The sequence below is a fragment of the Trinickia camelliae genome, assembly GCF_053525655.1.
The window spans coordinates 763,363-783,800 of sequence record NZ_JBCHAA010000001.1 but is presented as its reverse complement, the minus strand read 5'-3'; the positions used below and the strand labels follow the sequence as shown (position 1 = coordinate 783,800).

At 63.4% G+C, this 20,438-nt stretch carries 19 protein-coding genes; 9 read left to right on the top strand and 10 right to left on the bottom strand.

The window, feature by feature from the left end; translation table 11 throughout:
- Window position 1: 1 nt before the first annotated feature.
- Together AAHK20_RS03485 and AAHK20_RS03480 are read right to left on the bottom strand one after the other, a co-directional pair.
- Complete coding sequence (locus tag AAHK20_RS03485; RefSeq protein ID WP_449180018.1) at window positions 2-1,594, bottom strand: MDR family MFS transporter; 1,593 nt, start codon at window positions 1,592-1,594, stop codon at window positions 2-4.
- Window positions 1,587-2,729, bottom strand: coding sequence for an HlyD family secretion protein (locus AAHK20_RS03480; protein WP_449180017.1), 1,143 nt, complete (start codon window positions 2,727-2,729; stop codon window positions 1,587-1,589). Before AAHK20_RS03480 ends, AAHK20_RS03485 begins: the two co-directional genes overlap by 8 nt.
- A gap of 141 nt (window positions 2,730-2,870) precedes the next feature.
- On the opposite strand from AAHK20_RS03480, the gene AAHK20_RS03475 reads away from it, so the two are divergent.
- From AAHK20_RS03475 to grxC, 3 genes are all read left to right on the top strand, one after another.
- On the top strand, window positions 2,871-3,638 hold the full coding sequence (locus tag AAHK20_RS03475) for a CerR family C-terminal domain-containing protein (RefSeq protein ID WP_449180016.1): 768 nt from the start codon (window positions 2,871-2,873) through the stop codon (window positions 3,636-3,638).
- Window positions 3,639-3,797: 159 nt separating this feature from the next.
- Window positions 3,798-5,192, top strand: coding sequence for a dihydrolipoyl dehydrogenase (locus AAHK20_RS03470; RefSeq protein WP_449180015.1), 1,395 nt, complete (start codon window positions 3,798-3,800; stop codon window positions 5,190-5,192).
- A gap of 39 nt (window positions 5,193-5,231) precedes the next feature.
- On the top strand, window positions 5,232-5,486 hold the full coding sequence (gene grxC / locus AAHK20_RS03465) for a glutaredoxin 3 (RefSeq protein ID WP_449180014.1): 255 nt from the start codon (window positions 5,232-5,234) through the stop codon (window positions 5,484-5,486).
- Window positions 5,487-5,674: 188 nt separating this feature from the next.
- On the opposite strand, the gene AAHK20_RS03460 is transcribed toward grxC, so the two are convergent.
- Together AAHK20_RS03460 and AAHK20_RS03455 are read right to left on the bottom strand one after the other, a co-directional pair.
- Entirely contained in the window at window positions 5,675-6,469 is a 795-nt protein-coding gene (locus tag AAHK20_RS03460) for a class I SAM-dependent methyltransferase (RefSeq protein ID WP_449180013.1), read from the bottom strand.
- A 14-nt stretch (window positions 6,470-6,483) separates the two neighbouring features.
- Window positions 6,484-8,100 (bottom strand): MFS transporter, encoded by a 1,617-nt coding sequence (locus tag AAHK20_RS03455; RefSeq protein WP_449180012.1) that lies wholly within the window; start codon window positions 8,098-8,100, stop codon window positions 6,484-6,486.
- A gap of 310 nt (window positions 8,101-8,410) precedes the next feature.
- On the opposite strand from AAHK20_RS03455, the gene AAHK20_RS03450 reads away from it, so the two are divergent.
- The 6 genes from AAHK20_RS03450 (at window position 8,411) to AAHK20_RS03425 (ending at window position 13,255) form a co-directional block, all read left to right on the top strand.
- Entirely contained in the window at window positions 8,411-8,776 is a 366-nt protein-coding gene (locus AAHK20_RS03450) for a hypothetical protein (RefSeq protein WP_137332481.1), read from the top strand.
- Between the two features lie 357 nt (window positions 8,777-9,133).
- The gene (locus AAHK20_RS03445) at window positions 9,134-9,472 is read left to right on the top strand and encodes a DUF4148 domain-containing protein (protein ID WP_449180011.1); all 339 of its coding nucleotides are present in this window, start codon (window positions 9,134-9,136) and stop codon (window positions 9,470-9,472) included.
- A 306-nt stretch (window positions 9,473-9,778) separates the two neighbouring features.
- A complete protein-coding gene (locus tag AAHK20_RS03440; RefSeq protein WP_449180010.1) occupies window positions 9,779-10,267 on the top strand; it encodes an adenosine-specific kinase in 489 nt (162 codons plus the stop codon).
- Between the two features lie 127 nt (window positions 10,268-10,394).
- A complete protein-coding gene (locus AAHK20_RS03435; protein WP_449180009.1) occupies window positions 10,395-11,198 on the top strand; it encodes a 2OG-Fe(II) oxygenase in 804 nt (267 codons plus the stop codon).
- Window positions 11,199-11,400: 202 nt separating this feature from the next.
- A complete protein-coding gene (locus AAHK20_RS03430; RefSeq protein WP_449180008.1) occupies window positions 11,401-12,492 on the top strand; it encodes a CHASE domain-containing protein in 1,092 nt (363 codons plus the stop codon).
- Between the two features lie 109 nt (window positions 12,493-12,601).
- Window positions 12,602-13,255, top strand: coding sequence for a phosphoribosyltransferase (locus AAHK20_RS03425; RefSeq protein WP_449180007.1), 654 nt, complete (start codon window positions 12,602-12,604; stop codon window positions 13,253-13,255).
- Between the two features lie 14 nt (window positions 13,256-13,269).
- Here the strand turns inward: AAHK20_RS03425 and AAHK20_RS03420 are convergent, their stop codons facing one another.
- The 6 genes from AAHK20_RS03420 to AAHK20_RS03395 all read right to left on the bottom strand — a co-directional run bounded on the left by AAHK20_RS03420 (window position 13,270) and on the right by AAHK20_RS03395 (window position 20,322).
- A complete protein-coding gene (locus AAHK20_RS03420; protein WP_449180006.1) occupies window positions 13,270-14,001 on the bottom strand; it encodes an amino acid ABC transporter permease in 732 nt (243 codons plus the stop codon).
- 2 nt (window positions 14,002-14,003) lie between these two features.
- Window positions 14,004-14,729, bottom strand: a complete 726-nt coding sequence (locus tag AAHK20_RS03415; RefSeq protein ID WP_449180005.1) for an amino acid ABC transporter permease — start codon at window positions 14,727-14,729, stop codon at window positions 14,004-14,006.
- A gap of 2 nt (window positions 14,730-14,731) precedes the next feature.
- Window positions 14,732-15,544, bottom strand: a complete 813-nt coding sequence (locus tag AAHK20_RS03410; protein WP_449180004.1) for an ABC transporter substrate-binding protein — start codon at window positions 15,542-15,544, stop codon at window positions 14,732-14,734.
- Between the two features lie 137 nt (window positions 15,545-15,681).
- On the bottom strand, window positions 15,682-16,986 hold the full coding sequence (locus AAHK20_RS03405) for an MFS family transporter (protein WP_449180003.1): 1,305 nt from the start codon (window positions 16,984-16,986) through the stop codon (window positions 15,682-15,684).
- A gap of 260 nt (window positions 16,987-17,246) precedes the next feature.
- Window positions 17,247-18,932: a SpoVR family protein gene (locus AAHK20_RS03400; RefSeq protein WP_449180002.1), complete on the bottom strand. Its 1,686-nt coding sequence runs from the start codon at window positions 18,930-18,932 to the stop codon at window positions 17,247-17,249.
- 124 nt (window positions 18,933-19,056) lie between these two features.
- Entirely contained in the window at window positions 19,057-20,322 is a 1,266-nt protein-coding gene (locus AAHK20_RS03395; protein WP_449180001.1) for a YeaH/YhbH family protein, read from the bottom strand.
- Window positions 20,323-20,438: the final 116 nt, after the last annotated feature.

Sequence of the window (20,438 nt, the reverse complement as noted above, 5' to 3'; positions counted from 1 at the left end):
GTCAATGACCGGATGACGATGCGCTTGCCCCCGGTGCAGCCGACGACCTGAGCAGCAGCGCGAGCGGGATGCACGCGAGGAGCGCGATCGCCAGCACGTAGAACGTCTCCGAATAGGTGATGACGGCCGCTTGCTGCTGAATCTGCGCGGCGAGCTGGCCGAGCGCCTGCATCCTTGCGTGGGCCAGGTCGCCCGTCTGCGCGAACCAGCTCGCGGTGTTCGCGGCGATGCGGTCCTGACCGAGCACGGAGTTGGCCGTCAGCGATTCGCGGATCGCAGCGGTATGAAACGTGTTGCGCCGGTCGATGACGGTGCCGATGATCGCCAGCCCCACCGACCCGCCCAGATTGCGCGCCATGTTGTAGAGCCCCGCGGCGTCGCCCGAATCTTCGCGCGACACGGCCGCCATCGACGCCTGGTTGAGGGGCATCATCGCGAGCATCTGACCGACGCCGCGCAGCAATTGCGACCCGTAGAAGTCGTGGCCGACGCTTTGCGCCGTGAGGCCGATGTCGAGCAGACAACTCCCCGCGAAGCACAACAGACCGCCGATCACGAGCACGCGGAAATCGACCTTGCCGAGCAGGCGCGGCAGGATCGGCATCATCAGGAACGCGGGGATGCCGGAGATCAGCATGATGCCGCCCGACTGTTCGGCGTTATAGCCCGCGATCAGGCTCAGGAACTGCGGCACGAGATACGACACGCAGTAGAGCCCGGCGCCGACCGCGAACACGATGACGATGACGCTCGCGTATTGCACGTTGCGCAGGAGCGAGAGGCGCATGATCGGTTTTTTCGCGACGAACTGCGAGATGGCGATCAGCACGAAGCCGAGCGCGGTGATGGCGCTCAACATGACGATTTCGTTCGATTCGAACCATTGCTTGCGCTGACCTTCCTCGAGCACGACGGTGAGCGAGGAGAGCCCGATCGACAGGCCGATGATGCCGATCCAGTCGGCGTTGACGAATTCGTGCCAATGCGGCTTGTCCGCGGGCAAGCCGACGATCAAGAGCGTGATCAATGCGAGACACACCGGCAGGTTGATGAAGAAGCACCACGCCCACGAGATGTTTTCCGCGAGCCAGCCGCCGAGCACCGGGCCGAGCAGCGGACCCAGCAGCACGATCAAGCCGAACAGCGTCATGCCGATCGGCATCTGCGAGCGGGGCAGGCGAGTGCGAATGATGGTCTGCGCGGTCGGGATCATCGCGCCGCCCGTGAAGCCCTGTCCGATGCGCCCCGCGATCATCATGGGCAGCGAGTTCGAGAGGCCGCACATCATCGAAAACAGGATGAACAGCACCGCGTTGGTCAGCAGAAAATTGCGCAGGCCGAACACGCGCGTGAGCCACGCGGCGAGCGGGATCATCACGATTTCCGACATCAGATAGCCGGTCGAGATCCAGGTGCCCTCGGTGCCCGTCGCGCCGATTTCGCCCTGGATCTGCGGCAGCGCGGAGTTCGTGATCGAGATGTCGAGCGTCGCCATCAGCGCGCCGAGCGCGCCCGCGGCCACCGCGATCCAGTCGGCTGCGCTGGCGCGCTCGGCGTGGGGCGCGGCGCCTTGCGTCGCGGCTGCGTTAGCCATGGGCGTTCTCGGCGGCGATCCGCTTGTCGCCTTCGCGCGCGGAGCGGGTGTCGACATCCACGGTCACCGACAATCCCGGCAGCAGCACGGCGCGCGTCGCCGGTCCCGTCTCGACGCGGATGCGCACCGGCACGCGCTGCACGATCTTCGTGAAGTTGCCGGTGGCGTTCTCCGGCGGCAGCAGTGCGAACTGCGCGCCGGTGCCGGGCGCGAAGCTGTCGACGACGCCGTGCAGTTCCTTACCCGGCAGCGCATCGACGTGCAGCGTCGCAGGCTGGCCCGCGCGCATGCGCCCGACCTGCGTTTCTTTGAAGTTGGCCGTGAGATAGATGCTTTGCACGGGCACCACAGTCATGAGCCGCGTGCCCGGCTGCACGAATTGCCCGACGCGCACCGTGCGGTCGCCGACGCGTCCCGCGATCGAGCTGAAGATCGTCGTGTCGTGCAGATCGAGACGCGCTTGACGAATGCTCGCGCGCGCCGCTTCGACTTGCGCGCGGGCCTGGGCGATCTGCGCGGTGGTCGCGCCGATCTGCGTTTGTGCAGCCGCGGTGGCGGCGGCATTCGCCGCGAGCGTGGCGCGCGCCTGATCGCGCGTATTGACGAGGCTCGCGAGCCGTTCGTGGGTTTCCGCGCCGGTCGCTGCGAGCGGTGCATAGCGCTTCACGTCGTCTTCGGCGTGCTGCAAGGCAAGCCGGGCGACCTGCTCCTGCGCCTTCGCCTGCGCGACGTTGGCTTGCTGCTGCTGAATTTCGGCTTGAGCGCGCTGGATGTCGGCCTCGCGCGCGTCGATGGTCGCCGCGGCTTGATCGAGCGACGCCTGATACTGCCGGCTGTCGAGCCGCGCGAGCGGGGCGCCGGCTGGGACCGCCTGATTGTCGGCGACGAAGACGTCAGTGACATAGCCGCTGACCTTCGGCGCGATCGTGACGCTGTCGGCCTGCAGATACGCATCGTCGGTGCTTTCGATGAAGCGCCCGACCGTCCACCAATGCGCGAGCCAAAGCGCGCCCGCGATCAGCGCGATGATGCCGGCGATGAGGAGTAGTGGGCGCCTTTTGGAACGCTGCGGGCCGGACGTGCCCGTCTCCTGCGAAACGGTGCTGCGTGCCGGGGCTTCTGTTGTTTCGGACATAAAGTCGATCTCGTTAGATGACGCAAAGCGCGCACAAATTATTCCACTCGGAACAATTGTGTCAAGTGATATATTTTTCCGGTAAGGAATGTGGTATTCAAGATGCCGAATCCTGAATTCGAGGGGAGGGGAATTCGTTACATGAGTGAAACCAAGCGTCTGCGCCGGCCGGCGGAAGGCGGATATGCGCGCGGCGACGAGACCCGCATGCGCATCATCACAGCGGCCATCGACTTGTTCGGCGAGCACGGCTTCGCCGCCGCCTCGACGCGCGACATCGCGGCGCGCGCCGGCGTCAACGCGCCCGCGCTGCAGTACTACTTCGAGAACAAAGAGGGCGTGTATCGCGCCTGCGCCGAGTATTTCGCCGACCAGGTGTGGACGACCTTCGAGCCGGTCCTCCGCAGTGCTTCAGAAGCGCTGGAAAGCAGCGCTGGCGTCGCGCAGTTGATCGACGCGTTCATCGCGATCCAGGACCGGATCGCGGACAACATGTTCAAGATGCCCAAGTCACCGAGCCATCGGCTCTTCTTCGTACGCGAGCAAGGCGGGCGCGAACCGCCGATTGCGTCCGAGATTCTCCAGGAGCGTGTGCGCGGGCCGTTGAATAGCGTGAGCGTCGCGTTGATTGCGAAAATTACCGGCACCTCGACCGACGATACGGTGACTCGGATCCGCGTGCTCAGCCTTTATGGCCAGTTGATGCTGTTCCATCTATCGCCTCGCTCGGCCCTGCTTCACTTGGGCTGGCAGGAAATCGACGCTGAGAAAGGAGAACTGCTCAAGAGCACGGCGCGGGCGCAGACGCGTGCGTTGCTCGAGATGTGGAGCGCGGAGCGCGAGGCGAGGGAAGCGGCAGCCCCGGCGGCCGCGCCTGCGCGCAAGAGAGGTCCGAAAACGCGCGGTTGAGACGGTCGCGTGAGACGATCGAGCAGGAAATTGAACCGCAGCGGCATTCACGCGCTCACGAGCCATCCCTACACTGCAGTCATGTCGTAACGGATGACTGGCCGATGAGGCCCGAATGGCCATCCGTTACATCCCGGCAAATCGAGTGGGGATACGGAAATGCGCACGATTCAAACAGACGTCGCCATCATCGGAGCAGGCACCGCGGGGCTCGCCGCGTACCGCGCGGCCAAGGCGGAAGGGGCCTCTGCTGTCATCATCGAAGGCGGTGCGTACGGCACGACCTGCGCGCGCGTCGGCTGTATGCCGTCGAAGCTCCTGATTGCGGCCGCAGAGGCGGCTCACACGGCAAGCCACGCGGCGCCGTTCGGCGTCGAAGTCGGCAGCGTGCGGATCGACGGCGAGGCGGTGATGGCGCGGGTGCGTCGCGAGCGTGACCGGTTCGTCGGCTTTGTCATCGAGGGCATCGAGGCGCTGCCGAACGAGGACCGGCTGGTCGGGCACGCGCGCTTCATCGATGACCAACTGCTCGAAGTCGGCGACCACACGCGGGTGCAAGCCAAGCGTGTGGTGATCGCAACCGGCTCGAAGCCCGTGATCCCGGAGGTGCTGCAAGGGCTCGGCGACCGCGTCATCGTGAATGACGACGTGTTCGACTGGCAGACGTTGCCGCGCAGCGTCGCCGTCATGGGCCCCGGCGTGATCGGACTCGAACTCGGGCAGGCGCTCGCGCGCCTCGGCGTGCGGGTGAGCGTCTACGGCGCGCGCGGTGGCGTGGGACAGTTGACCGACCCGAAGCTCGTCGAGGCGGCCCGGACGATTTTCAGCGAAGCGTTTCATTTCGAGCCGCGCGGCTCGATGCTGTCCGCCACGCGGGTCGAAGAGGGCGTGCGGCTGCGCTATCAGCGCGCCGACGGCAACGTGACCGAGGACACTTACGAGTACGTGCTCGCGGCCACCGGCCGCCGGCCGGACGTCGCGAACCTGGGGCTCTCGAATACGTCACTGGAACTGGATGAGCACGGCGTGCCGCGTTTCGATCCCGAGACGCTGCAGGTAGGCACGCATCCGGTGTTCATCGCCGGCGACGCGAACGGCATCGTGCCGCTGCTGCACGAAGCGGCCGACGAAGGACGGGCCGCCGGACGCAACGCCGGACGTTATCCGGACGTGACGCCGATCGAGCGCAGGGCTCCGCTTGCCGTCGTGTTCTCCGACCCGCAGATCGCGCTGGTCGGGGCGCGCCATCGGAACCTGCCACCCGGCCGCTTCGTGACCGGCGAAGTGAGCTTCGAGAACCAGGGTCGCAGCCGTGTGATGCTGAAGAACCAAGGGCTCGCGCATGTCTATGTCGACCGTGAGACACGGCGATTCGTCGGTGCGGAAATGCTCGGGCCGGCGGCTGAGCACATCGGCCACTTGCTGGCGTGGAGTCTGCAGATGGGACTGACGGTCGACGCGATGTTGGAGATGCCGTTCTATCACCCGGTCATCGAAGAAGGTTTGCGCACGGCGCTGCGGGATGCGGCGGCGAAGCTCGCGGCTAACGTGTGACGCGCGCGGTTTCTTTTCTCTGCAACTATCGGAGTTCCTATGTCTAACGTGACCATCTACACCAAACTCGGCTGTTCCTACTGTGAATCGGCAAAAGCGCTGCTGCACGGGAAAGGCGTGGTTTTCGACGAGGTGAATCTCGACGGCAAGGCCGACGTCGCCACAGCGCTGTTCGCGCGGCTCGGCCGACGCACGGTGCCGCAGATTTTTATCGGCGAGACTCATGTTGGCGGTTGCGACGATTTGTACGCGCTTGAACGGCAGGACCGGCTTGATGGGCTTTTGGCGGTATGAGTCGATGCGGTGGCTGGCAAGGTTGGATCAAACCGCCAGCTTGCCAGCCATCGCAAAACACGGCATTTGTGAATAGCCAGAACACGACATTAGAACCTTGCCCTAACAGTCAAAACATCGATAATTTATCTTATGTAAAATCACAAAAGCCACCGATCGGCTCCCAGCAATCCGTCGGATTGCATCATTCAAACCCTCCTCGCAATCAACGTCAGAAAAGCACGCGCACCTTCCCCATGTCGACCCGACTCGACCACTTCAAATCCGGCACGACGCAGCGCAGCTTCAAATTCAGCCTCGCCGCGCTCAGCAAACCAGATATCGCTACAGTGCGCCGCGCCTCCGTCTTCCCACATCCGAAGCGTCGCTCGATGCAGTCGTGCCGTGCCGAACTCCCACGTGTATTCGTAGTGATACGTTCGTCCACTATGCGTCGCCTGCCCAGCATGCTTCGAGCCGGATGCCTCAGCGGCTTTCAATGCTGCCCAGTCGCGCACATTGACGGCGAGATGTCCGCCCGCTCGGACCGTTGTCCGCAACCCATCTAGGGACTTCAGCAGATACCCGTCGTAATCGCAGGCCTCGTCCGGCTGCGTGTAGATCGCGTAATTGACCGTCACGAGATCCATGCGCTCGCGCCACTCGACGATTCCCGCCAACCCCTCGAACGACGAAACGCGGTAACGATCCGCAGAAATACCTGCCGTCTCTCCGGTCTTGCGGGCATCCGCCAGCATGTCCTCGCTGTAGTCCGAGCCGTAGACGATGAACCGCCGCGTGCCACCTTTCGCCGGAAGTCCTTTGTGCAGAGCCAGCACGTCAAAGCCGAGCCCGCAACCCGCGTCGAGGATCGACTGGCCGGCCGTCACATTGCGATCAATCCATGCCGACATGACCGGATCATTCATGTCCATCCCTTGCACCGCGTCCGGCGTGTGCAGCGAGAGATAGAGTCGATTCATCCCCGCATAAGCGTCGTGCATCCGGCTCTCCGTTTTCATCTGCGCGGCTGAATGGTCGCCATCGCAAGTCCCGCTGCAGCGAACGCACAGGCGGCGGACACCAGCGCCACGGCGCGCAGCGCGTCGGTGATGGCGTCGGCTTCCGCGCGCGCCACGGGGGTCTCGCGTGCCGTATGAGCGGCGCGCAATGCCGTCCCTGGTTGTGCGTTCGGTTCGAGTAGCTGCCCGGTCTGGCGTGCGTCCTGCGGCACGTGCAACGCGTCGAGCCGCGCCGATAGCGCCGCATGGTGCGACCACACGAACACGATGCCGAGCACCGCGATCGCCAGCAGGCTCGCCACGCGTGCCACCGCGTTGTTGATGCCGGACGCGACGCCTGTACGGCCGCCCTCCACCGAGCTCATCACGGTCGTGGTCAGCGGCGCGATGGTGATCGTCATGCCGAGCCCGAGCACGACGAGCGCAGGGAAGAATCCGCCCCAATAGCTGCCGTGCACGAATGGCAGCGCCAGCAGCGTGAACCCGATTCCGGCGATGCCCGGGCCAGCGGTCAGCAGCGCGCGCGGACCGAAGCGGCTCGTCAGGCCGCCCGTGAAACGCGATAGCAAACCGATGGTGACGGGCACCGGCAGCAGCGCCCCACCCGCTTCGGTCGCTGTGTAGCCATGCGCGCGGATCAGCGTGAACGGCAGGAAGAAGAATGCGCCGCCAAGGCCGAAGTAAAGCAGCAGTGTGACGAGGTTCGCGCCGGTGAAATCGCGCGTGCGGAACACGTCGAGCGGCATCATGGGGTTGGGGCTCTTCGCTTCGATCATCACGAATGCGGCGAGCACGAGCACGCCGGCGCCAAGCGCACCTAATACGATTGGATGCGCGAAGCCGCGCGCCGACGCCTCGGTCAAGCCGAAGGTGAGCGCGGCGAGTCCCGCTGCCGCGCTCAGTGCGCCGGGCCAGTCGAGCTGTTGAGGCGCATCGAGCTTGTGGCTGTTTGGCACCGACGAAATGGCGAGCGCGATCGTTACCGCTGCAAGCGGGACGTTGAGAAAGAAGATCGCACGCCACGACAACGCGTCGACGAGCCATCCGCCCGCCACCGGCCCCACCGCCGACGTGATCGCGCCGACGCCCGCCCAGGTGCCGATTGCCCGTCCGCGCGCTTCGCCCTCGAACACCGCACCGATGATCGCGAGACTGCTGGGTACGAGCAGCGCCGCGCCGATGCCTTGAACCGCGCGTGCGGCGATGAGCGCAGCCGCATTCGGCGCCAGTCCGCAAGCGGCCGACGCCAGCGTGAAAAGCGCGATGCCCGCAATGAACACGGTGCGGCGGCCGAGCTTGTCGCCCATCGATCCGCCGACCAGCACGAGCGACCCGAGAAAGAGCAAATACGCGTTGACGACCCACTGCATCGCCGCGACGCTCGCGCCAAGTTCGCTCTGAATGGACGGCAGCGCGACATTGACGACGGAGCCGTCGATGAACGCCATGCTCGAGCCAAGGATCGTCGCGGCGAGCGCGAGACGCTTGCGGCGGCACGGACGGTCGACTGTGGCGGGCTGCGTTTGGATGACGAGCTCGTCGCACGGGCTCGCTTGTGCAGCGACGACGTGCGCGGTCTTCGGCTGGCTATCGAGAAGATCCGGGTTCGCCAAGTTCGCTCCCGCGCTGATGGACGGTGACTCGTGTCCGAGATTTAGGTGCGGAACAGACCTACGGTCTGAAGATCCGTCGAAATTCCTACAAAATTACTTCAACTGTTAGGCAAGGGAACCATTTAATTCTCGAATCACGACTCGATCCCCGGCGACCGGCTCCAGCCCGCATTCTCCATAGCCTCCGGGTGAACCCGAGTCTGTACGGGAGGCCCTCCTGTTTGTCCTATTGCCGTGTTATTGTCAAAGCAAAGGACCATGGGCTCGCCTAACGGCGGCCCGACCGCCAGTTACATTTGCGAGCGTCGCCATGAGTGATGTACGCCAACACTTAAGTCCCAACGACCGCGTCGAGCTGCTGTGCTGGCTGACGTGCGGCAGCCTCGGTGCCTATTACTTGAATGAGGAATGGCCGCAGGCGCCGTTCCATGTACAGGCGGCGCACAAGTGGCTCGATCGCCATATGCGCGACGCGGACTGGCTCAGCATCGCCAAGCTGTCCGCGCTTGCGATCGATATCGCCCGGATGCACGCCAGATTTGTCGATGCCGACTGGGCTCGCGAAGCGGTCGAGGAAATCCTCGATACCGACGATCTGAACTTCGAGGCCAAACTGGTCCAACAAGTACTCGAAGATTGCCGGCGGGCGCTGACAGATAAGCGCCCCGCAGACTAAAGCCGCCTTCCCGCTGATAGCAAACCGCTTGCGGCGCCCTCCGCGCCGCGGGCCGATCGGCCATGTCACGGGCAAAAAAATCTTTGCCGCCCCCATTTACCCTCGACCAATCCGCCTGCAGCGATCCTGGCGCGCTTTCCCGTGACTTTTTTTTAATCGATCGCGGGAAGAAAACGCGAGGTGCCGCGGTTAACCCAGTCAAGTCCGGAGTTTTCGGACTTGAAGTGACCAGGGCGATCGACCAACCCGGCTCGCGATAAAAACAAAAAAACAGCCACCGGGAATAAAGCCGAATCAAGCTGTGTTCACCCTGATGTAGCAAGCGAAATTTGAAATCACTCAACTTAGGAGTTCGAAATGAACAAGCGTCTCGTCATCGCCCTTTCCATGGCTCTCCTCGCTTCGGCCGGCATCGCAACCAGCGCGTCCGCTCAGGAAAAGACCCGCGCTGAAGTCCGTCAGGAATTGATTCAAGCGGAAAACAACGGTTCGCGTTTCGTTACGGACACCTCGTATCCCGAGGTCAACCCAATCTTCGCGGAACAAGTCGCCCGCACCCAGCAAAAGGCCAGCGGCGCCGGCTCCGAGATGTCGGGCTCGGGCGCGTCCGGCGCTCCTAAAGCTCCGGCAGCCAGCAAGGCCGAGCCGAACTGCGTCGGTCCCAACAGCTTTTGCTCGATCTACTTCGGCAGCTGAATCGCCCGGACGGTGCAACATGACTCGCGCAAAAGGCAGCCAGCTACGGTTATCGAATCAAGGGCGTTCAAGCGAACGTCGGGCGCTCAAGATTCTTCGACACACTGGCTTCCTTTCCGCGCAAACATGAAATCCAGTTAGAGCCTGCCCGCCCCGCTCGCGTTTTTCTTCGCAGCTCGCTTTCTCTCGCCCCCGCTTCGTACTACGCTTGATGTGTCCGACGTTTCGCAGTCTCCCGCAAGGACATCTGTCCCGACGGGTACCGATGCGTACTTTCATGCGTACGTTCAAGGAGCGAGGTCCAACATGCATCAACTGCTCACCGTATCCATCTCGAAGCCGGAAACCACCAACTTCATCCTCGGGCAATCGCACTTCATCAAATCGGTGGAAGACATTCACGAGGCGATGGTCGGCACCGTGCCCGGCATCAAGTTCGGCCTCGCGTTTTGCGAAGCGTCCGGCAAGCGCCTCGTGCGGCACTCGGGCACGGACGCCGAATTGACCGAGCTCGCGTGCAAGAACGCGTTGTCGATCGGCGCTGGCCACAGCTTCATCGTCGTGCTGGGCGATGGCTATTTTCCAGTCAACGTTCTGAACGCGATCAAGGCTGTACCGGAGGTCTGCCGGATCTTCTGTGCGACGGCAAACCCGACCGAGGTCGTCATCGCGGAGACGGGACAGGGCCGCGCGATCCTTGGCGTCGTCGATGGGTTCCCGCCGCTCGGGATCGAAAACGACGAAGACGTCCAATGGCGCAAGGAACTGCTGCGCAAAATCGGGTACAAGGCGTGACACGCGCTTGAACCGACGGGTGCGCGATAGTCGCGCGCCTGGAATTGGACAGCAAGAGTCGGAGTGCGAGGCGACGGCTGGGTCCGTAGACTGTGCCAATGGACAACACAACGCACAGGCTACTTTCATGAACACGCCGATCACCTCTATCGATTCGCGATTGCGCACGAACGGGCGCGTCGAAGCGCCTTCCGCTTTTACCCTTGTCCCCTTCGCGTCGTCAGATGCGGTCGCACAGCGCGTGGATTCGTTCGACTGGTCCCGCATCGAAGATGAATTGAGTCAGTACGGCTGCGCGACGCTGCCCGCTCTGCTGACAGCCGATGAATGCCATGCGTTGACGGCGCTCTACCCGCGCGAGGACCTCTATCGCAGCCGCGTGGTGATGGAGCGCCACGGTTTCGGCCGAGGCGAGTACAAATATTTCTCGTATCCCTTGCCGGACGTCGTCGCAGACCTGCGCTCGACGATCTACCCGCATCTCGCGCCGGTAGCGAACCGCTGGAACGAGGCCATGCGCTTGGCCACGCGCTATCCGGCCACGCACGAAGCGTTCATTCGGCGCTGTCATGCCGCCGGGCAGCAGCGCCCCACTCCGCTGATCCTCGAATATGGCCCGGGCGACTACAACTGTCTCCATCAAGATCTGTACGGCGAACATGTATTTCCGCTGCAAGTCGCGATCCTGTTGTCGGAGCCGGGCCTCGATTTCACCGGTGGCGAATTCGTGCTGACCGAACAGCGTCCGCGCATGCAGTCGCGTGTCGAAGTCGTGCCGCTCGCGCGTGGCGACGCGGTGATTTTCGCGGTCAACCATCGTCCAGTTCAGGGCTCACGAGGCGTCTATCGCGTCGCGTTGCGGCACGGCGTAAGCCGTCTGCGTTCGGGGCGGAGGCATACGCTTGGTGTGATCTTTCACGACGCACTCTGACAACCCGACCCGCCAACAAGAGGCGCCAGTGCCCCGCCAGCGTGGCGCTGGCAAGTAATCGGCAAAAAATCGGCAAAACGCGCACAATTTCGCCTTGGACGAGCCCGTGGCCCTCGCGCGGGAACAGAATAATTCCGTCTTTGCCGCCCTACGGCTGCCAGTGCGACCAGGGCCACAAGGACCTCATCAGCCACCACACCGCATGACCGCTTACGGAAAAACCTCGGGTCACGAGGCGCCGAACCCGCCGCCCGCGCGAGTCGCCACGCTCGTCCGGCTTCCCGCGTTCGCAGCCATTGCCACCTTCGTCGTTGCGCTCGCCGCGGTGATCGGCACGTGGCGGATCGTGCACGACCAACTGCAGCGCGCCGCGCTCGCGCGTTTCGAGTGGCGTGCGGCGCAAACCACCGTGGACTTGCGCAACAGGCTCGGTGCATGCGAGGAAATCCTGCGCGGAGCGAGCGGCCTTATCGCGGTTACCGGCGCCACCTCAGCTACGCAGCCGGCAGCGGCTCCCGTTTCCTCGGACGCTTGGCGCCGCTATGTCTCGCGCCTCGATCTCGACGAAAAGCAACCTGCCGTGCGCGCGCTGGGTTATGCAACGGCAACATTGGACGGCGTGGTCCGCATCGCCGGTGACATCAAATCCGACAGCGCACCCGACGCAAAAGCCGCCGCCGACAGCGCCGCACCGCCAAGCGCGCTCGTGCCGGTCACGCTCATATATCCGCAGCGCTCGGAGGCCGCGCCGCTCGCCTACGATCTCGGCCGCGATCCGTCGCGCCGCAGCGCGTTGCTGCGCGCGGCCGATACCGGACAGCCCGCGCTCATCGCGCGCCCGGTCGCGTTCGATACCCGTACCGATTCCCATCGTCCTCGCTTCGAGCTGTATCTGCCGGTGTACCGAAGCGCGCGCCTGCCCGCGACGAAAGAGGCCCGCCGAGCCGATGTGGCGGGCTTCGTCGTCGCTCATCTCGACGCCGAGTGGCTGCTCGGCAGCCTGGAGGTCCACGAACGGAACATCGACATGCAGGTGTACTCGGGGGCGCCGGCGAGCGCGCTGTACTCGACCTCCGATACCGTCGACAACGCGCCCGCCCAAACGCTCTTCAGCCGGACCGAGACGCTGCGCTTCGGCGGTGAGCCGCTCACGCTCATCTATATGGCGGACGATCGCTACCTGGGCTTCGGCGACACCGTCAGCACCGCGCTCGTGCTGGCGCTCGGCGTGCTCGCGTCGGTTTTCATGGCGGCGCTGGTGTATCTGATCGCGCGGGAACGGCCCACGGAATAGCGCACGTTGCGGGTCCGCACCCGTCGCGAGGTTTGCCGTGCTCGACACCCGACGCTTTCGCGCACGGCGGCTACCATAGAGACACGGGCCTTTCGCGGCGGGACGCATCATGCACACTTTGTTTAGAGATCGATCCGAAGCGGGCCGTATTCTTGCGGCCCATCTACGAAACGAAGGCGTTGAAGCCGATGCCGTCGTCCTCGCGCTGCCGCGCGGCGGCGTGCCGGTCGCCTTCGAGGTCGCGACGGCGCTCGGTGGCGAACTCGACGTGCTCCCCGTGCGCAAACTCGGCGTGCCCGGCGAGCGCGAACTCGCGATGGGCGCGATCGCGGCGGGCGGCGCACTGTACGTCGATCACGGCACGATGGTGATCGCGCGTGTCTCGCAGGCGCAGTTCGAGGCGGTGCACGCGGAGGAGAAAATCGAGCTGGCGCGGCGCGCGGCGCTCTATCGCGGCGAAAGCGCGCCGGCTAGCGTCGAGGGACGCGTCGCGGTCATCGTCGACGACGGCATGGCGACCGGCTCCTCGATGCAAGCGGCCGTGCGCGCCTTGCGTCAACAGCGGCCGGCACGCGTGATCATCGGCTTGCCGGTTGCGCCGCTCGGCGCGGAAGCCGATTTCAGCGGCATCGTCGATGCGTTCGTCTGCGTGGCCAATCCGTCGAACTTCTTTAGCGTCGGCCAGTACTACGAAGACTTCAGCGAGACCACCGACGACGAAGTCCGCGAACTTCTAGCGCGCGCGCGGGCACGCAAGTCATAGCGGGCAGATCCGCCTCAACCTTGCTTGCCCGGCGCCGCTAACGCGCTTCGCTCGTATGTTTCGCGACCCGCACGTCGATGCGCCGTCAGCCAATACGTCGCGACGCGATCGAGTGCGGTGCAGAGAATCAGATAAACGAATCCGACGAACAGAAAGACCTGCGCCGGATACACCATCAGACGGTTGTTGACCTGCGTCGCGACAAACGACAGATCGGCCACGCCGACGATATACGCGAGCGACGTGTCCTTCACGAGCGACACCCACTGATTCACGAACGACGGCGCCATCATCCTGATCGCCTGCGGCAGCAGCACATAACGCAAGGTCTGCATGCGCGTGAGGCCGAGCGACAATCCGGCCTGCCACTGCTCTTCCCCGACCGCGCGGATGCCGGCGTTCACAGAATGCGCGAGATAGGCGCCCCCGATCAACGACAGCGCGCAAACCACGGCCGCGAGCCCGGGCACGTCGACATGCAGCACCACCGGCAGCAGGAAATACGTCCAGAAGATCAGCATCAGCACCGGAATCGCGCGAAAGAAGCCGATCACGACGATGAGCAAGCCGCGCACGGCGCCGGACGACATGGCGAGCGCGATACCGCCCGCGAGCCCGATCGCGGCGGACGCCAGCGCCGATACGCTCGCGAGCACGAGCGTCAGCGCAGCGCCGCCGAGCGGCCCGTTCGGAAACGCGCCGACGAGCAAATACGGCAGATTGCTTGTCAATAACGACCAGTCCATCGTCACGATCTCGCAAGCGGCCGATCGCGCAGATGGATGACCCACTGTGCGCACGCCTCGATCACGGCGATCGCGCCGATGTAAAGTGCGGTCGCGATGCCGAACGCGGCGAAGGTCTGGAAGGTTTCCGTTTCGACCTGGCGCGACGCATACGACAGCTCCGCGAGCCCGATCGCCATCGTCAGCGACGAATTCTTCACGACGTTCATGTACTGCCCGAACAGCGGGCCGATCGCGATGCGCACGGCCTGCGGCAGCACGATATGGCGAAACGCTTGCAGCGGCGTAAAACCGAGCGCCGCTGCCGCCTCGCGTTGTCCGCGCGGCACGCCGCGCATTCCGGCTTGGAACTCTTCGGCAATGAACGCGCACGAGTAGCATGTGAGACCGCCCCAGCCCGCCACGAACTCGAACGACGGCCAACGCAATACGAGCCCGGCCCAACGTGCGACATGTGGCGTATTGAGCCATTGCATGACCGACTCGGGCAGCAGCGTCGCCACGCCGAAGTACCAGAAGAACAACTGCACAAGAAGCGGCGAGTTACGAAACGCGCCGACGTAGAGCGCCGTCACGCGCCGCAACGCCGCGTAGCGCGAGTCCCGTCCGAGCGCAAGCAAGAAGCCCGCGACCGTCGCCGCGACGGCGGCCGACAGCGCGAGCCCGATGGTCATCCCGAAGCCCTGCCAGAGCCACGACAGGTACTTCGGTGCGAGCCACGTCCCCATCGTCAGGTCTTGTCGCCGATCTTGAAGATGCGCGCGAGCGGCGTGCGGGTCTTCGGTCCGAACCAGCGGTCGTAGATCTGCGCCGCCGTGCCGTTGGCTTCGAGGCCCTTCAGCGTATCGTTGACGAACGCGGTCAGGCGCGCCTCGCCCTTCGGAATGCCCACGCCCATGTAGTCGTTCGAGATCGTGAACGGCGGGATCTCGTAGTTCTGCTTGTCCGGCACGTTCGCGAGCAGGCCGATCAGCTTCGGACCGTCCTGCGTGATCGCCTGCACGTTGCCCGTGCGCAGCGCGGCAAAGGCGAACGGCGTGTCGTCATAGGCGACGATGGTCGCCTGCGGGAATTTCTCGCGCAGCGTGATTTCGTTGGTCGTGCCCTTGTCGGCGCCGATGCGCAAACTGTTCAACTGATCGGGCGATTTCAGCACGCCCTTCTTCGCCAGGAACTGTTGCCCCGACGAGAAGTACGGAATGCTGAAGTCGACCTGCTTCGCGCGCTCGTCGGTGATCGTGAAGTTCGCGAGTACGAGATCGACCTTGCCCGACGTGAGGAACGGAATGCGATTGGCCGGGTTCGTCGGCTGCAATTCGAGTTTCACGCCGAGCTTGTCGGCGAGCGTCTTGGCGTAGTCGACGTCGAGGCCGACGATGTGATTCGTCTTCGGATCGACGAAGCCGAATGGCGGATTGCTGTCGAACGTGGCGACGCGCAGTACGCCGGCCTTCTTGATGTCGTCGAGGCGATCGGCGTGCGCGACGCCCGATACTGTGATGCTCAGCCCCAGAACCCATGCCGCGAGCGTTTTGAATGTCATTGTGGTCGTCCTCGTGTAGCGTGCGAAAGCGCAGTGACAAACACTGCGAGCCCGTCACGTTAACAGCACGAGGACAACGGCAGAACCAACAAATCTTGCTGTATTAAGCGGCTTTTCTGCTAAGGCGGCAGGCCATCTCAAGGTTCGTGGCGCAGGTATCCTTCGCGGCTCGGATCACGCATGCGCCAAGACACGAAGCACGAGAGCCCGCATAGCGCAGTGACGTACCAATAGAACGTCGTTTCGTGACCGATCGACTTCATCCACAGCGCCAAATACTCGGCCGAGCCGCCAAAGATCGCATTCGCCACCGCATACGACAACCCGACGCCGAGCGCGCGCACTTCCGGCGGGAACATCTCGGCCTTGATCAAGCCGCTGATCGACGTGTAGAGGCTGATGATCGCGAGCCCGGCCACGACGAGGCCGAATGCGGCATATGGGCTCGATACGTCCTTCAGCGCATGCAGCAGCGGCACCGTAAAGGCCGTGGCAAGCGTACCGAACCAGATCATCGACTTGCGCCGCCCGATCTTGTCCGACAGCGCGCCGAACACGGGCTGCAGCAGCATGTAGACGAAGAGCGCGCACGTCATCACATTGCTCGCGGTTTTCGCATGCATGCCCGCGGTGTTGACGAGGTACTTCTGCATGTAGGTCGTGAACGTGTAGAAGATCAGCGAGCCGCCGGCGGTGAAGCCGACCACCGTCAAGAAAGCGCCCTTGTGCTTGAACAGGCCGCGTATCGTGCCGGCCTCCTTGCGATTGCGCGTTTCGGCGCTCGTGGTTTCATCGAGCGACTTGCGCAGATACAGCGAAACGAGCGCGGCCAGTGCGCCGACGACGAACGGGATGCGCCAGCCCCACGCCTTGAGATCTTCGGTCGAAAGCAACTGCTGCAGGATGACGAGCACCAGCAGCGCACAGAGCTGGCCGCCGATCAGCGTCACGTATTGGAACGACGCGAAGAAACCGCGACGCCCTTTCAACGCGACCTCGCTCATATAGGTCGCGCTCGTGCCGTATTCGCCGCCGACCGACAGTCCCTGGAACAGCCGCGCGAGCAGGAGCAGCGCGGGCGCGAGCGCGCCGATCTGCGCGTAGGTGGGCAGCGCGGCGATCACGAGCGAGCCGCCGCACATCATCAGCACGGAGATCATCATCGCGTTGCGCCGGCCGTGCTTGTCGGCGATACGGCCGAAGAACCAGCCGCCGATCGGGCGCATCAGAAAGCCCGCCGCGAACACGCCAGCGGTATTGAGCAGCTGAGTGGTCGGGTCCCCGCTTGGGAAAAAAGCTGGCGCGAAATAGATCGCGCAAAACGAGTACACGTAGAAGTCGAACCATTCGACAAGATTGCCCGAGGAGGCGCCAACGATCGCAAGGACGCGTCGGCGGGTGTCGTTCGGGCTAAGGACGTTTTGTTCGGTGACATCGGTCATGCGGCGGGCTCCTTGGGGGTCTCTGATGGGCTTGGCGCGGGATGTGCGCTGTCAGTGCCGCCCATTCATTACGTTTCCATTTCCACAAGGCTACGGATTTTAAGCAAACGAAAGCATTTGTGTAGGCAAATCGTTGGCAAGTGGCGCCTGAGCCCACGGGCCCAAGCCCGTTCGCGAAAATTGCGCAGACGAAAAAAAGCCAGCCCGAAGGCTGGCTGGATTGAAACTTGGAGGTTGGACTTAACGGCTTTAGCGCAACGTCAGACCCGAATCGTAGGCGGCGTATAGCGGCAGTCGTATCGTTTCCTCACCGTGCCGTTTTCGTCGACGCTCTCCAGATACACGTCGAACTGCCACAGCCGAGCCATGTGCTTGAGGACTTCCTCGCTGTCGTTGGCCAGATGGCGGTTGTCGCTCATGAAATGCCGCAGCGTGAGACTGCGGTCGCCGCGCGTATTCACCGACCACACCTGAATGTTCGGCTCGCGGTGATGCATGTCGTACTGGCGGGACAGCGCCTGCCGCACGTACTGATAGCCGCTCTCGTCGTGAATCGCGGAGACTTCGAGCGCGTCGCGCATGTCGTCGTCGAGCACCGAGAAGAGGCGCATATCGCGGATCAAGTGCGGCGACAAGTATTGCGCGATGAAACTCTCGTCCTTGAAGTTGCGCATCGCGTAGTGCAGCGCTTCGAGCCAAGGCGTGCCGGCCATCTCCGGAAACCACTTGCGGTCTTCTTCGGTCGGCGATTCGCAGATCCGGCGAATGTCGCTCATCATCGAAAAGCCGAGCGCGTACGGATTGATCCCGCTGTAGTACGGCTTGGTGACGGGCGGTTGATAGATGACGTTGCTGTGCGAATGGAGGAACTCCATCATGAAGCCGTCTTCCAGCAAGCCTTGCTGATAGAGCGTGTTGAGCAACGTGTAGTGCCAGAACGTCGCCCAGCCCTCGTTCATCACCTGCGTCTGCCGCTGCGGGTAGAAGTACTGGCCGATCTTGCGGACGATGCGAATCACTTCGCGTTCCCACGGCTCGAGCAGCGGCGCGTTCTTTTCCGCGAAATACAGCAGGTTTTCCTGCGGTTCGGGCGGGTAGCGCCCTTCCTCTTCTTCCGCTTCCGCCTGCTTCTTGATGGGCAGCGTGCGCCACAGTTCGTTGACCTGCGACTGGAGATACGCCTCGCGCTCGCGGCGCATCGCCGATTCCTTGGCCAGCGACAGCTTCTGCGGCCGCTTGTAGCGGTCCACGCCGTAATTCATCAGCGCGTGGCACGAATCGAGCAGCTCCTCGACGCGATCGAGCCCATAGCGCTCCTCGCATTCGGCGATGTAGTTCTTGCCGTAGACGAGGTAGTCGATGATCGCGTGCGCATCGGTCCAAAGGCGGAACAGGTAGTTGCCCTTGAAGAACGAGTTGTGCCCGTAGGCCGCGTGCGCAATCACGAGCGCCTGCATCGTCATCGTGTTCTCTTCCATCAGATACGCGATGCAGGGGTTCGAATTGATGACGATTTCGTACGCGAGCCCCATCTGGCCGCGCCGATAGCTCTTCTCGGTGGAAAGAAAATGCTTGCCGAACGACCAGTGCCGGTAATTGACCGGCATGCCGACGGACGCATACGCATCCATCATTTGTTCGGCGCTGATGACTTCGAGCTGGATCGGATAGACATCGAGCTCATATTGCTCCGCAACATGGGCAATGTGCGTGTCGTATTCCTCGATGAGCTCGAAGGTCCAGTCGGACGGGCACGGCAGAGGCCGTCGGTCGGCAACGTTCATACGGACTTCCCTTTGCCCCAGTTCGGGCGCTTCGGTGTGCCCTCGCGTGTCGGTGCGGGTGCCGGGCTCGCGCTGCGCGTGCGTCTGATGCGCATGCGTGCCTTTTCTGCGGCGCTCCGGCTGATAGCCACGCGCCTCGTTATGCAGGTGCTTGGTGCTCATGCTGCCTCCCGCCGGGCCGTCCCAAGGGAGGCGGCGGCCCCCACGGGGGGAGCTTTGCATGGGACCGGAGTAACCGCTAAAGCGCTAACTCCGGTCGACAGCGAACGAAAGTGAGCGTGGGGGCTCATGCTTCCACCTGCTTCTCGAACAACTCTCTGAACACAGGGTAAATATCAGCGGCCGTCTCGACCTTCTTCATCGCGAGGTGCTGCTGAGTCACTGCAAGCTGCGCATATTCAAGCCACAGGTTCTGCTCCTCCGGCGCCACTTGAATATACGCAAAATACCGTGTCTTTGTCAGGATGTCATCCTGTAGGATCTTACGGCACTTGGGCGAATCGTCCGTCCAGTTGTCGCCGTCCGACGCCTGTGCTCCGTAAATATTCCATTCAGTCGGCGAATAGCGCTCCTCCTGCACCTTGCGCATCAGCTCGAGCGCGCTCGACACCACCGTGCCGCCGCTTTCGGTCGAATGGAAGAACGTGTCTTCGTCGACTTCCTCCGCGCGCGTGTGGTGACGGATGAACACCACTTCGATCTTTTCGTAGTTACGTTTCAGGAATAAGTACAGCAGGATGAAGAAGCGCTTGGCGAGATCCTTGCGCTGCTCGTCCATCGAACCCGACACGTCCATCAGGCAGAACATCACGGCCTGGCTCGACGGTTGCGGCTGCTTCACGCGATTCACGTAACGCAGGTCGAACGGATCGATGAACGGAATGCGCCAGATGCGTCCGCGCAAATGGTGGATCGCTTCTTCGAGCAGCTTGATCTCTTCGCGGTGATCGCCGGGGTCGTTCTGCAAGTCTTCCAGCTGCTGCTCGAGCTCGCGAAGATTGTTGACGAGCGGCGCACCGAGCGCGATGCGCCGGCCCAGCGCGCTACGCAGCGAACGCACCACGTCGATATTGTTCGGCGTGCCTTCCGCCGCCCAGCCTGCACGGATGCTCTTCCACGTCGGCACGGCGAGCAAATGGGTTTTGACGAGGCGCGGCAGTTCGAGATCGTCGAAGAAGTACTGCATGAACTCGTCGCGCGAGAGCTCGAACACGAAGTCGTCCTGCCCTTCGCCTTCGTTGCTCGCCTGACTGCCGCCGCCACCGCTGCCGCCTTGCGGGCGCGGGATCTTGTCGCCGCGGATGTAATCCGAGTTGCCCGGGTGCACCATTTCGCGTTTGCCGCCGGGGCCATGCCTGAACGACGGCTCCGCGATGTCCTTGCGTGGAATCGTGATGCTCTGGGTGTTCTGGATGTCTTTGATGCTGCGGTCGCGCACGGCCTCGGAAACGGCGCGGCGAATATAGTTTTTCACGCGGCGCAAGAAACGCTCGCGGTTTGCAATGCTCTTGTTCTTGCCTGCCAGCCTGCGGTCGATGATTTGGTGAAGCACAGCCGGTCTCCCGCTTGGAGTTCTCGAGCACGAGGCGCGGGTGACTGCGCGGGACCAGGTTTTAGGCCCGCGCGGCTCACGCCTCGCAAGGGGCTCGCGCGGACGCCCCGCGCGAG